Annotated in this window: 7 protein-coding genes and 2 tRNA genes; 8 read left to right on the top strand and 1 reads right to left on the bottom strand. The window is 70.4% G+C overall.

Translation table 11 applies throughout. The features are described from left to right. The first annotated feature begins 290 nt into the window (after window positions 1-290). The 8 genes from gyrB to O7605_RS19755 all read left to right on the top strand — a co-directional run bounded on the left by gyrB (window position 291) and on the right by O7605_RS19755 (window position 10467). Complete coding sequence (gyrB, locus tag O7605_RS19790; RefSeq protein ID WP_269740543.1) at window positions 291-2237, top strand: DNA topoisomerase (ATP-hydrolyzing) subunit B; 1947 nt, start codon at window positions 291-293, stop codon at window positions 2235-2237. A gap of 126 nt (window positions 2238-2363) precedes the next feature. Then, entirely contained in the window at window positions 2364-6140 is a 3777-nt protein-coding gene (gene gyrA / locus O7605_RS19785) for an intein-containing DNA gyrase subunit A (protein ID WP_269740542.1), read from the top strand. Between the two features lie 4 nt (window positions 6141-6144). Next, window positions 6145-7056, top strand: a complete 912-nt coding sequence (locus O7605_RS19780; protein ID WP_269740541.1) for a DUF3566 domain-containing protein — start codon at window positions 6145-6147, stop codon at window positions 7054-7056. A gap of 359 nt (window positions 7057-7415) precedes the next feature. Further along, window positions 7416-7489: transfer RNA gene (locus O7605_RS19775), tRNA-Ile, on the top strand. Between the two features lie 44 nt (window positions 7490-7533). Beyond that, window positions 7534-7662, top strand: a complete 129-nt coding sequence (locus tag O7605_RS19770) for a DLW-39 family protein (RefSeq protein ID WP_210936323.1) — start codon at window positions 7534-7536, stop codon at window positions 7660-7662. Window positions 7663-7699: 37 nt separating this feature from the next. Then, a tRNA-Ala gene (locus O7605_RS19765) sits at window positions 7700-7775 on the top strand. 383 nt (window positions 7776-8158) lie between these two features. Beyond that, window positions 8159-9361 (top strand): low temperature requirement protein A, encoded by a 1203-nt coding sequence (locus O7605_RS19760; RefSeq protein WP_269740540.1) that lies wholly within the window; start codon window positions 8159-8161, stop codon window positions 9359-9361. Window positions 9362-9498: 137 nt separating this feature from the next. Further along, the gene (locus O7605_RS19755) at window positions 9499-10467 is read left to right on the top strand and encodes an L-threonylcarbamoyladenylate synthase (protein WP_269742691.1); all 969 of its coding nucleotides are present in this window, start codon (window positions 9499-9501) and stop codon (window positions 10465-10467) included. 6 nt (window positions 10468-10473) lie between these two features. On the opposite strand, the gene O7605_RS19750 is transcribed toward O7605_RS19755, so the two are convergent. After that, complete coding sequence (locus tag O7605_RS19750) at window positions 10474-14985, bottom strand: cation-translocating P-type ATPase (RefSeq protein WP_269740539.1); 4512 nt, start codon at window positions 14983-14985, stop codon at window positions 10474-10476. Between the last annotated feature and the right edge of the window lie 139 nt (window positions 14986-15124).

Here is a 15124-nt window from a genome sequence, read left to right as displayed (position 1 = left end):
GCCGCTGCGAAGGGGTGCCGAGTAGTGGTTCTATCGCCCGCGCACAGTAAGATTGGCGTGAGACGAAGACCCGGTGCGGAGTGACGGGTCACGGGTCCGGTGCGGGCCCGCGATCATCCGTCCGACTCGGGTCGAGCCGATCGCGATCCGCGGGCGACCGCGGCGACCGGCGCGTTCGGCCCGTACCCCGGATGTCCCCGGTGCCGGTCCGCGTGCCGCCGTCGTGTCCGTCCGCCGAACCCGCGTTCGACGTGCCCCGTGGCGCGCCGGGCGCGAGAAAGTGGCCGAGGGTGGCAGCGCAGGAAAATCAGCAGTACGGCGCCGAGTCGATCACCGTTCTCGAAGGGCTGGAGGCGGTCCGCAAGCGGCCCGGTATGTACATCGGGTCCACCGGCGAACGCGGTCTGCACCACCTCGTGTGGGAGGTCGTTGACAACGCGGTGGACGAGGCGCTGGCCGGCTACTGCGACACCATCGACGTGGTGCTGCTCGCCGACGGCGGCGTCCGGGTCACCGACAACGGCCGGGGCTTCCCGGTCGACCTGCACCCCAAGCTCAAGAAGCCGGGTGTCGAGGTGGCCCTGACCGTCCTGCACGCGGGCGGCAAGTTCGACGGCAAGGCGTACGCGGTCTCCGGCGGCCTGCACGGCGTCGGCGTCAGCGTGGTCAACGCCCTCTCCACCAGAATGGCGGTGGAGATCCACAAGGACGGCTTCGTGTGGCGGCAGCAGTACCACCACTCCAAGCCGACCGCCCTGGAGAAGGGCGAGTCGACCGACCGCACCGGCTCGGCGGTCTCGTTCTGGCCCGACCCGGACGTCTTCGAGACCGTCGACTTCGACCTCCAGACGATCTACCGCCGGCTCCAGGAGATGGCGTTCCTGACCCGTGGCCTCACCATCCACCTGCTGGACGAGCGGGTCGCGGAGGGCGAGGAGGGCAAGCTCCGCGAAGTCACCTTCAAGTACGACGGCGGCATCGCCGACTTCGTCCGGCACCTCAACGCCTCGAAGACCCCGATCCACAAGACGGTGATCGAGTACGGTGCCGAGGAAGAGGGCATGTCGCTCGAGATCGCCATGCAGTGGAACGAGTCGTACGGCGAGTCGGTCTACACCTTCGCCAACAACATCAACACCCACGAGGGCGGCACCCACGAGGAGGGCTTCCGGGCCGCGTTGACAAGCGTCGTCAACCGCTACGGTGCGGACAAGAAGCTGCTCAAGGGCGACGAGAAGCTCTCCGGCGAGGACATCCGTGAGGGCCTCGCCGCGATCATCTCGGTCAAGCTGACCAACCCGCAGTTCGAGGGCCAGACCAAGACCAAGCTCGGCAACACGCCGGTCAAGAGCTTTGTCCAGCGGGTCTGCAACGACCGGCTGGTCGACTGGCTGGACCGCAACCCCGCCGAAGCGAAGATCATCATCACCAAGGCCTCCCAGGCCGCCCGCGCCCGGATCGCCGCCCAACAGGCCCGCAAGCTGGCCCGACGCAAGTCGCTGCTGGAATCCGGCTCGATGCCGGGCAAGCTGGCCGACTGCCAGTCCACCGACCCGCGCGAGTCCGAGGTGTTCATCGTCGAGGGTGACTCGGCCGGCGGCTCGGCCAAGCAGGGACGCGACCCCCGCACCCAGGCGATCCTGCCGATCCGCGGCAAGATCCTGAACGTGGAGAAGGCCCGGATCGACCGGGTGCTGAAGAACAACGAGGTGCAGGCGCTGATCACCGCGCTCGGCACCGGCATCCACGACGACTTCGACATCGAGAAGCTGCGGTACCACAAGATCGTGCTGATGGCCGACGCCGACGTCGACGGCCAGCACATCCAGACGCTGCTGCTCACCCTGCTGTTCCGCTTCATGCGCCCACTTGTGGAACTGGGCCACGTCTACCTGGCCGCCCCGCCGCTCTACAAGATCAAGTGGAACCGGAAGGGCGACGACGCGCAGTACGCGTACTCCGACCGGGAACGCGACGGGCTGATCGCGCTGCGCCAACAGAAGAAGGCGAGCGCCAAGCCGGACGACATCCAGCGGTTCAAGGGTCTCGGCGAGATGAACTACCCGGAGCTGTGGGAGACCACGATGAACCCGGCCACCCGTACGCTGCGCCAGGTCACCCTGGACGACGCGGCAACCGCCGACGAGCTGTTCAGCGTGCTGATGGGCGAGGACGTGGAGGCGCGCCGCTCGTTCATCCAGCGCAACGCCAAGGACGTGCGCTTCCTGGACATCTGACGGACGCCGCACCGGGCCGGAGCGTTCCGGCCCGGTACGGGTCCACAGAGTTATCCACAGCTTGGCCGGTATCCACAGCCGTTATCCACAGCGCAAAAGCGACACTCAGTCTGATAAGGGTTAACAGTGACCGATTCCCCCGAGTCCACACCTGACACGCCCGAGGTCCCCGAGCCGCTGGCCGCCGTCGTCTCGCGCGACCGGATCGAGCCGGTCGGGCTCGAGGTGGAGATGCAGCGCTCGTACCTCGACTACGCGATGAGCGTCATCGTCGGGCGGGCGCTGCCGGACGTCCGGGACGGGCTCAAGCCGGTCCACCGCAAGATCCTGTACGCCATGTTCGACTCCGGCTACCGGCCGGACCGGGGCTACGTGAAGTGCTCCCGGGTCGTCGGCGACGTGATGGGCCAGTTCCACCCGCACGGCGACTCACCCATCTACGACGCGCTGGTCCGGATGGCTCAGCCCTGGTCGCTGCGCTACCCCCTGGTCGACGGCAACGGCAACTTCGGCTCGCCCGGAAATGATCCGGCCGCGGCCATGAGGTATTGCGTTACGGCAGATTCCCGTATTCGTACCGCAATGGGAAGCGTGCGGATCGGGGACGTGGTGCCGGGCGCCGCGTCGAGCAGCGAGACCGACATCGAGCTCAAGGTCCGCGACCGCAACGGCGACCTGGTCCACGCCTCGAAGTTCTTCCACTCCGGCGAGCACCCGACGCTGCGGCTGCGCACCCGCGAGGGGTACGAGCTGACCGGCACCCACAACCACCCGGTGCTCTGCCTGGTGGACGTGGCCGGCGTGCCGACCCTGCTCTGGAAGCTGCTCGCCGAGATCGCCCCCAGTGATCGGGTGGTGCTTCAGCGCAGCGTGCCGGACGAGATCGGCTACCCGATGCTGGAACACGTCGAGGCCGCCGTCCTCGCGGGTGCTTATGTCAGTGAGGGCTGGACATCTGCTGATCGCGTCGGCTTCGACAACTGCGATCGGGAGTTCTTTGTCCGCGTCCTGGCGGCTTACGACCTCGCCGTGGGTAATCGACGTTGGGTCGGAACCGAAACGACCATCACCGGCAAGACGCTGCACAAGCTACGCGGCTGGATTTCCGACTTTTCGGGATCGATCCTCGGTGAGTTGGTTGGCGCGCGCAGCGCTGACAAGTTCGTGCCGGAGTTCGTCTGGCAGGGGCCGGCGGCCATCAAGCGGGCCTTCCTCCAGGCGATCTTCGAGGGCGACGGCTCGTCCTCGCTGCTGCCGCGCCACACCATCCAGATCTCGTACTCCACCCGCAGCGAGCGGCTCGCCCGCGAGGTGCAGCAGTTGCTGCTGGAGTTCGGCGTGATCAGCCGGCAGTGCCGGTACGACAGCGGCGAGATCAAGGTCGTCGTCACCAACCGCCGGGACGCACGGATCTTCGCCGCCCAGGTCGGCTTCCTGGGTCGCAAGCAGGCCAAGCTGGAGTCCGAACTGGCCTCGGTGCCGGCGAGCAGCACCGCCCTCTCCAGCGACCACGTGCCGTTGGTCGGCGACTTCATCCGTGAGCACGGCGCCAGCCGGTGGACCGAGCGGGACTGGCTGCGCCGGCACAACGTGGACCGGGTCGAGCGGTGGGAGCGGGACCGCGACGAGATCGCCGCGCGGATCACCAACGTCGAGGTGCTCGACGTGGTCGAGCCGCTTGTCGACGGGCGTTTCTACTACGCCGAGGTGGCCGAGGTAGCGGACGCCGGTGTGCAGCCGGTCTACAGCATCCGGGTCGACACCGACGACCACTCGTTCGTCTCCGACGGGTTCGTCAGCCACAACACCGAGTGCAAGCTCGACCCGCTGGCGATGGAGATGCTGCGGGACATCGACGAGGACACCGTCGACCTGCAGGACAACTACGACGGCCGGGCCAAGGAGCCCACCATCCTGCCGTCGCGGATCCCGAACCTGCTGGTCAACGGTTCCGAGGGCATCGCGGTCGGCATGGCCACCAAGATTCCGCCGCACAATCTGCGCGAGATCGGCGCGGCGGTGCAGTGGTGCCTGGAGAACCCGGAGGCCGACGAGGCCACCACCCTCGAAGCCCTGCTGGAGATCGTCAAGGGCCCGGACTTCCCCACCCACGGTCTGATCGTCGGGCAGTCGGGGATCCAGGACGCGTACCGCACGGGTCGTGGTTCGATCCGGATGCGGGCCGTGGTCGAGGTTGAGGAGGACAAGCGGGGTCGGCCGGCGCTCGTGGTCAGCGAGCTGCCGTACCAGGTGAACCCGGACAACCTGGCCGAGCGGATGGCGGAGCTGATCAAGGAGGGCAAGCTCGGCGGGATCGCCGACATCCGCGACGAGTCCTCGGGGCGTACCGGCATGCGGATCGTCCTGGTGCTCAAGCGCGACGCGGTCGCCAAGGTGGTGCTGAACAACCTCTACAAGCACACCCAGCTGCAGGAAACCTTCGGCGCCAACATGCTGGCGCTTGTCGACGGGGTGCCGCGCACGCTGAACCTGGCGAAGTTCATCCGCTACTACGTCGAGCACCAGATCGAGGTGATCCGGCGGCGGACGGCGTTCCGGCTGCGTAAGGCGGAGGAGCGGGCGCACATCCTGCGCGGTCTGGCCAAGGCGCTGGACGCGCTCGACGAGGTGATCGCCCTGATCCGGCGCTCGCCGACGGTGGAGGACGCCCGGCAGGGTCTGATCCGGCTGCTGGAGATCGACGAGATCCAGGCCACCGCGATCCTGGACATGCAGCTGCGCCGGCTCGCCGCGCTGGAGCGGCAGAAGCTCCTCGACGAGTTGGCCAAGCTGGAGGTCGAGATCGCCGACCTCAAGGACATTCTGGCCAAGCCGGAGCGGCAGCGTCGGATCGTCTCGGAGGAGCTGGGGGAGATCGTCGCCAAGTGGGGCGACGAGCGACGCACCAAGATCATTCCGTTCGACGGCGAGGTCTCGATGGAGGACCTCATCGCGCGGGAGGACGTGGTCGTCACGATCACCCGGACCGGGTACGCCAAGCGAACCAAGGTTGATCTTTACCGCTCGCAGCGGCGGGGTGGCAAGGGGGTCAGTGGTGCCTCGCTGCGGCAGGACGACATCGTCAGCCACTTCTTCGTCTGCTCGACGCACGACTGGATGCTGTTCTTCACGAACAAGGGGCGGGTGTACCGGGCCAAGGCGTACGAGCTTCCGGAGGCCAGTAGGGTGGCCAAGGGGCAGCACGTGGCCAACCTGCTCGCCTTCCAACCGGACGAGCAGATCGCACAGATCATCGAGATCCCGAATTACCAGGTGGCTCCCTACCTGGTCCTGGCGACGAAGAACGGCCTGGTGAAGAAGACGCGGCTTGAGGAGTTCGACTCCAACCGGTCCGGCGGCATCATCGCGATCAACCTGCGCGATGAGGACGAGCTGGTCGGTGCTGCGCTCGTCGGCCCCGCCGACGACCTGCTGCTGGTCTCCAAGAACGCCCAGGCGATCCGGTTCAACGCCACGGACGAGGCACTACGCCCGATGGGTCGGGCCACCTCCGGCGTGATCGGCATGCGCTTCAGCGAGGAAGATGAACTGTTGGCCATGGAGGTCGTCCGGGAGGGTCTGGACGTTCTCGTGGCCACGAACGGCGGGTACGCGAAACGTACCCCGATCGAGGAATACCCGGTGCAGGGCCGGGGAGGTAAGGGTGTGCTGACTGCGAAGATCACCGAGCGACGCGGTGGTCTGGTCGGCGCTGTCGTGATCGACCCGGACGATGAGCTGTTCGCTATCACCAGCAACGGTGGCGTCATCCGGACTCCGGTGAAGCCTGTACGCCGTACGCGTGACCGGAACACAATGGGGGTCAAGCTGATGGACCTTCCGGACGGCGTGACTATCGTGGCGATTGCTCGAAATGCCGACGAGCCTGACGAACAGGACTAGTTGAATGACGGAGACACAGGCGAAGTCGGGGAACGCGGGGACCTCGGCCAACCCGGTCGACGAGGAGGCCGCGAAGAGCGGCACGCCAACGACCGGCCGCGCGGCCGTGGGCCGGGCCACCGTCCCTGCCGACGCGCCTGCCCCGAAATTCACCCGGGCTCCCGGTATGGCCCCACCGCCCGACAAGCCGACAGACGCGTCGGAGGGCGACGCCACCGAGGCGAAGTCGGCCGAGGGGGGCAGCGCCACGGAGGCCACCACGACATCCGTCGGTAAGCCTTCCCCCACCCCGTCGGCGACCGCCTCGGCGGGCAAGCCCGCCGTGGGCACCACCGGGGTGCTGCCGGCGGCCAGCACCGGCACGACCGGCACCCAACCCCGGGTGACCGGGGTCGGTCCGAAGCCGGACGCCACCCGGCCGTTCGGGCTCGGCCGACCGGCCAACGGTGGTGGGCTGCCGCCGGGGGTCAGCTCCGCGGTGGGTGCCGCGCGGGTCGGTGAGGCGGTACGCGCGGCGCGTACCTCGGTCAGCTCGGCCGCCTCGCGCGGGCCGCGCCGGGCCCGGCTGAACCTCAAGCGGATCGACCCGTGGTCGGTGATGAAGTTCGCCTTCGCGGTGTCGGTGGTGCTGTTCATCGTCATCGTCGTGGCGACCTCGGTGCTGTACCTGGCGTTGGACGCGATGGGCGTGTTCAGCAGCGTGAACGACAGCCTCGGTGACCTGGTCAACGCGGGTGGTGGGCAGAGCACGGAGGGCTTCCAGATCACCGCGCGTGGTGTGATCTTCAGTTCGGCGTTGATCGGCCTGGTGAACGTCGTGCTTTTCACCGCGCTGGCCACCCTCGGCGCGTTCGTCTACAACGTCTGCGCCGACCTGGTCGGCGGCATCGAGCTGACCCTCGCCGAGCGGGACTGACACGATCGTCGACGCCGGCCCGCACCGCCCTCGACGGCGGTGCGGGCCGGCGCTTCCGTACCCGTGGCGCCGGCTCTGCCGGTGCGGACGCCGCGTACCGACGTCTCCGGCGGCCAGGTCCGCACGGGGTCGGTGGCGGGGTCCGACGCGAGATGCCGCATGCGGGGTGCGCGGCGGCCGGGATCGCGCGGGATGCCGCATCGGCGGGAGGGGTCCGCCGGGGGTCGTGCGCACCGTTAACCCGGTGTACCGGGTCCTGCTGCTCGGGTAGGTTCAGGGGGCGGCGTGGGGTGGCTGGCAGGCGTGGCCCCGATTTGGGGGGCGCTGGGCGGATGGGTTAACCTTGCTCGTCGCTACGCGGGGCTATAGCTCAGTCGGTTAGAGCGCAGAGCTGATAACTCTGAGGTCGCTGGTTCGATTCCAGCTAGCCCCACCGCACATGGTCCGACGGCACGTCGAGCGTGAGGGGCAGCCCCGATGTTCAAGAAGCTGTTGATCCTGGTCGGTGTCGTCGGCGTGGCCGCGGTGGTGGCCAAGAAGGTCAAGGAAGCCAACGACGAGCGCGCCCTCTGGCACGAGGCGACCACCTCACCGGACCTGCGCTGACACCGTCCGCTCCGACCTGCGGCACCAGCGCCGCGACGGGGCCCTAGCTCAACTGGCAGAGCACTGCCTTTGCAAGGCAGGGGTTAGGGGTTCGAGTCCCCTGGGCTCCACCAGCACTTTCCTCGGTTGATCTCGGTCCGAGTACAGCCATCGGTACAGCCAAGCCGTTCACGCTGTCCCCTGCTCCGGCCGCCCTGTGACCGTTGTGGTGTTCGCATCGCTCATCGTCTGCGGGAGCGCGGCTACCGCACGACCCATCGGTCGGCTTCCTCGGCAGAGATTGATCGGCAGGCGGGGCAGAGACAACGCGGGTTGTCCGTCTTCCGAGACCAGGTTGGCGCGGGTTCGGATGGTGCGCACGCAGATGCTGGAAGCTGCCCCTAAGGCGCTCCGCATAGGCTGCGATGGGAGCGTGGCTAGCGGCCGGCGGCGTTCGAATCGGGGATCTGGGCCCGAGTTGCTGCGTGGTCCGGAGAGCACGCAGCAGGCCACGTATGTGGAGCTCTTCTTCGACCTGGTGATGGTGTTCGCGCTCAACCGGTTGGTGGCCCGGGCTGCGTCCGGCCTTCAGGGACCGTGCCTGGAAGGCTCCGACATCGCCAGGCGATGGACCGCGATAGGGCAGATGATGCTGCTGTTCGCACCGCTCATCTGGACTTGGATGATCACCGCCTATGTCACCGCGCGGTTCAATCCGCGAGTTCCGCAGACACAGTGGGTGGTCCTGGGTACGGCGTTCGCGCTGCTGGTCATGGGCGCGAGCGTGCCGTACGCCTTCGAAGGTGCCGGCCTTGCCTTCGCGCTGGCGTTCGCCGTCACCCACGTCGGGCGCGTGCTGGTTACCGGCTATTTCGTCCGTGGGCATCCGCTCGCTCGGATGCTCCTTCGGCCGCTGCTCTGGTCCGTTCCGGTGGCACTGCTGTGGACCGTCGGAGCACTGAACTCCGGGTCGGCGCGGGTGATGTTCTGGACCTTGGCTGTGGTGGTCGACTATTGCGGGACGCGGTCGGGCTGGCCGTTACCCCGCTTGGGACGTGGGCGGGAATCGGCGTGGGCGCTGTCGCCCCATCACCTCGCTGACCGCTTTCAGCAATTGGTCCTGATCGCCCTCGGCGAGACGATCCTCGCGGCGGGCATCAGCTACGCCAGCGGGCAGCGCCAACCGGGCGGCTACGAGAGCATCGGGCTGGTTGTGGCATTCGTTCTCGCGGTGCTGCTGTGGCGGATCTACTTCCACCGTGTGGGGCAGGTACTGAAGGAGACGGTCGCCAATGCCAGCGACCCGGCCGCTCTGGGCCGCTTCATCGGCGCCGCTCACGTGGTGGTGATCCTCGGAATCGTGTTCGTCGCGGTCGGGCACGAACTGATTCAGCTGCACCCGATGGGACCCACCTACCCCGCCTGGCTTGTCATGATCATCGGCGGTCCTGTCTGCTACCTGCTCGGTAGGGCCGCTCTTGAACGGGCGGTCTTCGACCGCATCTCTCCGCGCCGTTGGGTGGGAATCGCACTGCTCCTCGCCACCGGCGTGCCGCTACTGACCGTCCCGCCATTGGCGGCGGGAATCACCGCCGCAGTCGTCCTGCTGGGTGTCGCTCTCCTCGATATCCTGCGGTCTGCTGGCCGGCCGCCTGAGCTGCCACACCCTGCCGAGACGAGGACGAACCTGTCCTGGTGGGGTGGACGCGGTCAAAGCTAGTTGACCTTCGGGGCTGGCCGATCCTCGCCGGTAGCCAGGGTCCGCCGGTCGAACGATCGCCGTCCCCGGGGTGACGCACGGCAGGTTGTCGGCGGCAGGCTAGCGTCGGAGGGGTGAGCATCGGATCTCCCCGTGTCCTGCCTGCCGACGGTGACCTCGGCGAGGCGGCTGCCGTGTTGCGTACGGGTGGGTTGGTGGCGTTTCCGACGGAGACCGTCTACGGGCTCGGGGCGAACGCGTTGGACGCGCGGGCGGCGGCTCGGATCTTCGAGGCCAAGCAGCGGCCGAGTTTCGATCCGCTGATCACCCATCTGGCCGACGCGGCGGATCTGGAGCCGCTGGTGGGTCCGGTGTCGCCGGCCGTGGCGGCGCTGGCCGCCCGGTTCTGGCCGGGGCCGTTGACCCTGATCGTGGATCGACCGGCCGAGATTCCGCCGATCGTGACGTCCGGGCTGGACAGCATGGCGGTGCGGGTACCGGATCACGAGCACGCTCGGCGGCTGATCGCCGCCGCCGGGGTGCCGGTGGCCGCGCCTAGCGCGAACCGGTTCGGTCAGCTCAGTCCCACCCGTGCGGAGCACGTGGTGCGTGGGCTGGGTGCGGCCGTGGACCTGGTGCTCGATGGCGGGCCGACCCGCTGTGGGATCGAGTCGACGATCGTGGACGCCCGGGGGGACCGTCCGGTGGTGCTGCGGCTCGGTGCGTTGCCGGTGGAGGAATTGGAGAAGGTCACCGGGCCGGTGACGGTGCGGCCGGGTAGCTCGGGGCAGCCGGTCGCGCCGGGCACCTTGGCCGCGCACTACGCGCCGCGTACGCGGTTGCGGCTGGTGTCCGGCGCGGAGCCGGCGGGTGCGGATCGTGGGTATCTGGCGTTCCGGGACGGGCCGGCGGGCGACTGGGCGGCGGTGGAGGTGCTCTCCGTCTCCGGTGACCTGACCGAGGCGGCGGCCCGCCTTTTCGACGCGTTGCACCGACTGGACGCCGCCAAGGTGACCGAGATCGTCGTGGAGCCGGTACCGGACATCGGTCTGGGGCGGGCCGTCAACGACCGGCTGCGCCGTGCCGCCGCCACCTGGGATCCCGCCGCCCACGAGCAACAGGTCTGACGCCGGTCACCCGTGGTGCGCAGCGGCTTCCCGTCCGCTGTCGGTCGGCCGGCCGACGTGGGGCCGGTCGTCCGCTGGCCCGCCGTCGACCCCATCGCCGTCGTCCCGCCGGTTGCCGGCCTGCTCGCCTTCGGCCTGCTCGTCTTCGGATTGCGGGAAGCGCGCGACGAGGCGGGTGAGGGCGCCGTTGGCGAGGGTGGCGCCGAGCGCGGATCCGGTGGCGATGGTCCAGCCGACCGGCCCCAGCGGGGTGCAGCCGAAGAACTGGCTCAGCCCGGGGGTCTGCACCACCGCGGCCAGCACGCCGAAGGACGCGGCAGTGGAGGCGAGCACGGTCGGGCTGGTGCCACCGGCCAGCACGGTCTGGCCTAGCTGGGTGCCGACCAGGGAGACCAGGGCGACGGTGCCGGCGCGTCGGCGGGTGCCGGTGTAGCGGGCGAGTGTCCAGCCGGTGGTCGCACCGAGGGTGGTGGCGGCGGCGCGCAACCCGATCTCCCGGGTCATGGTCTGGCCGAGTGAGCTGTCCGGGCCTTCGCGGAGCAGCCCGTCGGCGTGGTCGCCGCCGGGTGGCCGTACGGCGATGGCCAGCGCGGGTGCCATGTCGGTGAGCAGGTTGACCAGCAGCAGTTGGCGTCCGTTGAGTGCGGCCCGGCCGGTGGCGGCGGCGGTCAGCACGCTGAAGGCGATCTCGCCGAGGTTGCCGCCGACGAGGATGCTCAGCGCGTGGCGGACCGAGGACCACATCGCCCGGCCTTCGACCAGGGTGGCGATGATGGTCTCCAGCCGGTCGTCGGTGACCACCAGGTCGGCTGCGGCACGCGCCGCCGGGGTGCCGCGTTGACCGAGGGCGATGCCCACGTCGGCCAGCCGGATGGCGGGGGCGTCGTTGGCGCCGTCGCCGGTCATCGCGACGGTACGACCGCACTTCTGCAACGCCTGGATGATGCGGACCTTGTGGGCCGGGGTGCAGCGGGCGACCACGTCGGTGCCGGCCAGCCGCTCGGCGAGGGCGACGTCGTCGAGTTCGTCGAGTTCGGTGGCGGTGACCACCCGTTGGGCGTCGCCGTCGCTGATGGTGGCGGCGATCGCCTCGGCGGTTGCCGGATGGTCGCCGGTGATCATGATGGTGTGCACGCCCGCCTGGCGGATCCGGCGGACGGCCGGCGCGGCGCTGGCGCGTACCCCGTCGGCGATGGCCAGGAACCCGGTGAAGACCAGGCCGCGTACGCCGTCGTCGGTGACGTCGGGGGCGGCGACGGTGCACTCGGCGACGGCGAGGATGCGGTGTCCCGCGCCGGCCCGTTCGCCGAGCAGCCGGTGCAGTTCGGCGCGGCCGGCGTCGTCGAGCGGCTCGTCTCGTCCGTCGACGCGGTTCGCGGAGCAGCGGGGTATCACGGCCTCCGGTGCGCCCTTCACGCTGAGCAGCAGCCCGTTGTCGGTTTCGCCGACGCTGGCGTGGTAGCCGCGCGACGGTTCGAACGGCAGACCACCGACGGCCCGCCAGCCGGCCGCCCCGTCGTGTTCCCCGACGCCGGCGGCGCGGGCGCCCCGCAGCACCGCCCGGTCGGTCTGCATGGAGAGTTCCTCGGGGTCGTCGGCGGCCGGGGTGGCCCGCAACGCCGCCGCCAGGGTGCGTCGCAGCCGGTCGTCGAGGTGTTCCGGCGGGGAGTACGAGTCGGCGTCACCCACCCCGGCCAGCATCAGGTGCCCCTCGGTGAGGGTGCCGGTCTTGTCGAAGCAGAGCACGTCGACCCGGCCCAGTGCCTCGATGGTGCGCGGGTTGCGGACCAGCGCACCGTGCTCGGCGAGCCGCCGGGCGGCGGCCAGTTGGGCGGCGCTGACCAGGAACGGCAGTCCCTCGGGCACCGAGGCGACGGCCAGGTTCGCGGCGGTCGCGGCCGTCTGGGCCAGCGGTACGCCCCGCAGCAGCCCGGCGCCGGCCACCGCGACGGCTGACCCGGCGGCCAGTGGGATGGCGGTGCGGGTCAGCTTGCCCAGGCGGGCCTCGACCCCGCTGACCGGTGGTGCCTGCCCGGCCAGGGCAAGGCTGCGTCCGGCCTCGGTGGCCGCGCCGGTGGCCACGACCACGGCGTCGCCCCGGCCGGCGGCGATGCTGGTGCCTTCGTAGACCATCGAGGCGCGCTCGGCCACGGCGGCGGCGACCACCGGTTGGTCGGTCTTGGCGACCGGCAGCGACTCGCCGGTCAGCGAGGACTCGTCGGCTTCCAGTCCGACGGAGGTCAACACCCGGCAGTCGGCGGGTACGGCGTCGCCGGATTCGAGCACGATCACGTCGCCGGGGACGAGGTCGTCGGCGGGTACCACCCGTTCGACGCCGTCGCGGCGGACCCGGGCGGTCACCGCCGAGCGGGACAGCAGCTCGGCCAGCGACTTCTCCGTGTTGCGCTGGTGTACCGCGCCGACCAGTGCGGACGCTCCGACGACCCCGCCGACCAGGGCGGCGTCGACGAGGGAGCCGAAGCTGGCGGAGAGCACCGCTCCGGCGGCGAGCACCGGGGTGAGCGGGTTGGCGAGTTCGTCGACGAAGGCGCGGAGCAGCCCGCCGGGGCCGGCGGCCTCACCCGGGCGAGCGGAGTGTCGCCGCTGGGCCTCGGTCTCGGTCAACCCGTCGCGGCCGGTGCCGAGCTGGTCGATGACGGTGGGTACCGGCATCAGATGCCAGGCGGTGATCGCGGGTGCGGGGGCGGCGGTCACCTCGGTCAACCGACCGGCCCGCCACACACCGTGGGCGAAGGCCAGCGCCGCCGCGCCGTTGACCGAGGCGAGCGTACGGCCGGGCAGCAGGGCCGGGTCGGCGGTGAAGGCGCCGAGGGCGCCGAGGCCGGTGCCGGCCAATCCGATGCGCAGGTTCTGTGCGGTCATCCGCCGGGCCACGCCGGCCGCTTCGATGAGCAGGGCGACGATCCGCAGGTCGGTGCCGACCAGCAGGTGTGCCCCCCAGGGCGGGGGATCGTCGGGGTCGGCGAGGCCCAGGCCGCAGTCCGCGGCGGCCAGCGCCGAGCGGTCGCCGGAGACCAGCATCACCACGGCGCCCTCTCGTTGCAGGGCGCGTACCGACTCGGTGAGCTGGTCGTCGCCGGGCATCAGCGCGTCGGCGGAGGCGTACCGCTGCGGGTCGCCGCCGGCCACGACGAGTCGCAGGCCGGCCTGCCGGGCGACGGCCGGCAGGCCTTCGACACCGGGTGCCGGCTCCGGTTCGACGCGCAGCACGGCCCTGAGGGCGTCGGCCCGGGCCAGGCCGAGCAGGGTGCCGCCGCGGGCGCGGAGCCGTCGGCTGTCGTCGGTGTCGCCGGGGTCGGGCACGTCGAGCTGGTCCAGCGGGCCGAGCCGCCAACCGTCGAGCTGGTGTACGTCGTGCGGTGCGGTCGGTTCGAAGAGGGTGAACGCCTGGGCGGCGACCTGGGACGTGTCGACGCCGGGCAGCGGGGCCAGGTCGGCCAGGACACCCCGGTCGGAGCCGAGGATCCGGGCGTCGAGCACCAGCGTGTCGATGCGGTCGAGTTCGCGCAGCACGCTGCGGTCCATCGCGATGACGCCGCGTCGGGCGAGGATCCGGCCGAGTTGGGCCGCGTACCCCTCGCGCCCGCTGCCGGGTGCCTTGGGCAGCGCGGACAGGCCCAGGGCGGCGGCTCGTTTCGGGCCGACCACGGGCGTCGCGGCGGCGAAGGCGGCGGCGCCGCCGGCGAGCATCCGGTTGATGTACCGCTCGACGGAGCCGTCGGGCTTCGGGCAGGGCCGCTCGAAGTCGGGGGTACGCGCGACGGCGCGGTCCGGGTCGCCGGTGAGCCGGGGTTCGGCCTTCTCCCAGGCACGTAGCTGGGCCAGCCCCTCACCCCACTGCACGATCCGCTGTGCGCCGTCGAGCACTATTCCGGTCCAGCCGCCGGTGAGGCCCTGCACCACCGCCTCGGCGAGGGGGAAGAGGACGTCGGCGCGGGGGTCGCGGCGTAGTCCCAGACCGGCGAGGGCGTGCAGCTTCGGGTGCAGGTCGATGGCGGTGAGCAGTCCGGATACCTCGCCGGGGACCGGGGTGACGGGCAGGATCCGGGTGGCCGCGGAGATGGTCAGGCCGAGCGCGTCGGAGGCGAGGGCGCCGAGGGTCCGCGGGGTCCGCGGACCCTCCTCGGGTGGGTGCGGCGGTGGGATCTCCGGATCCGGTTCGTGTGGGCAGGTCCGTTCGACGCGGGAGATGGTGGCGACCAGTTCGCGTACCTTCGGTCCCGGTGTGTCGACGGCGACGACCACGCGGCCGGAGGGGGCGTTCACCCGCGCCCAGGTGACTCCCGGCATTCGTTCCAACGCCGTCTCGACCTGGCGGGCGAGGGTGTCGCCGCCGTCCTGGCAGACGCCGTGGACCTCGATGTGGTGCCGGCCGGGGCGGGACCAGACCCGCCGGCTGCTCAGCCCGGCCGCCCGGGCGAGCCGGGTCGCGGTGGCACCCACGCGGCGGGAGGCGGCTTCCACCACCGGAGGTACTCCGACGGCGCCAAACCGCATCTCGCCTCCCACCGTTCGTGCCCGGCGGCCTGGCTTCCCGGCCGGACGTCCCTTATGCCCCTCGGAGCTGGGAAAAGTTTCCTGCTCGGCCGGGCATGGACGGCTGCGGCGGAGGAATCCGAGGTGGGCGTCGACGGTA

This window comes from Verrucosispora sp. WMMA2121, assembly GCF_027460185.1.
GTDB lineage: Bacteria > Actinomycetota > Actinomycetes > Mycobacteriales > Micromonosporaceae > Micromonospora > Micromonospora palythoicola.
Note: the sequence above shows the minus strand (reverse complement) of the source record. Positions and strands in the feature narration are given on the sequence as shown.

Coding starts and splice junctions, on each gene's coding strand:
- O7605_RS19750 (WP_269740539.1), bottom strand. CDS start 14,985: ATGCGGTTTGGCGCCGTCGGAGTACCTCCGGTGGTGGAAGCCGCCTCC.
- O7605_RS19780 (WP_269740541.1), top strand. CDS start 6,145: ATGACGGAGACACAGGCGAAGTCGGGGAACGCGGGGACCTCGGCCAAC.
- O7605_RS19770 (WP_210936323.1), top strand. CDS start 7,534: ATGTTCAAGAAGCTGTTGATCCTGGTCGGTGTCGTCGGCGTGGCCGCG.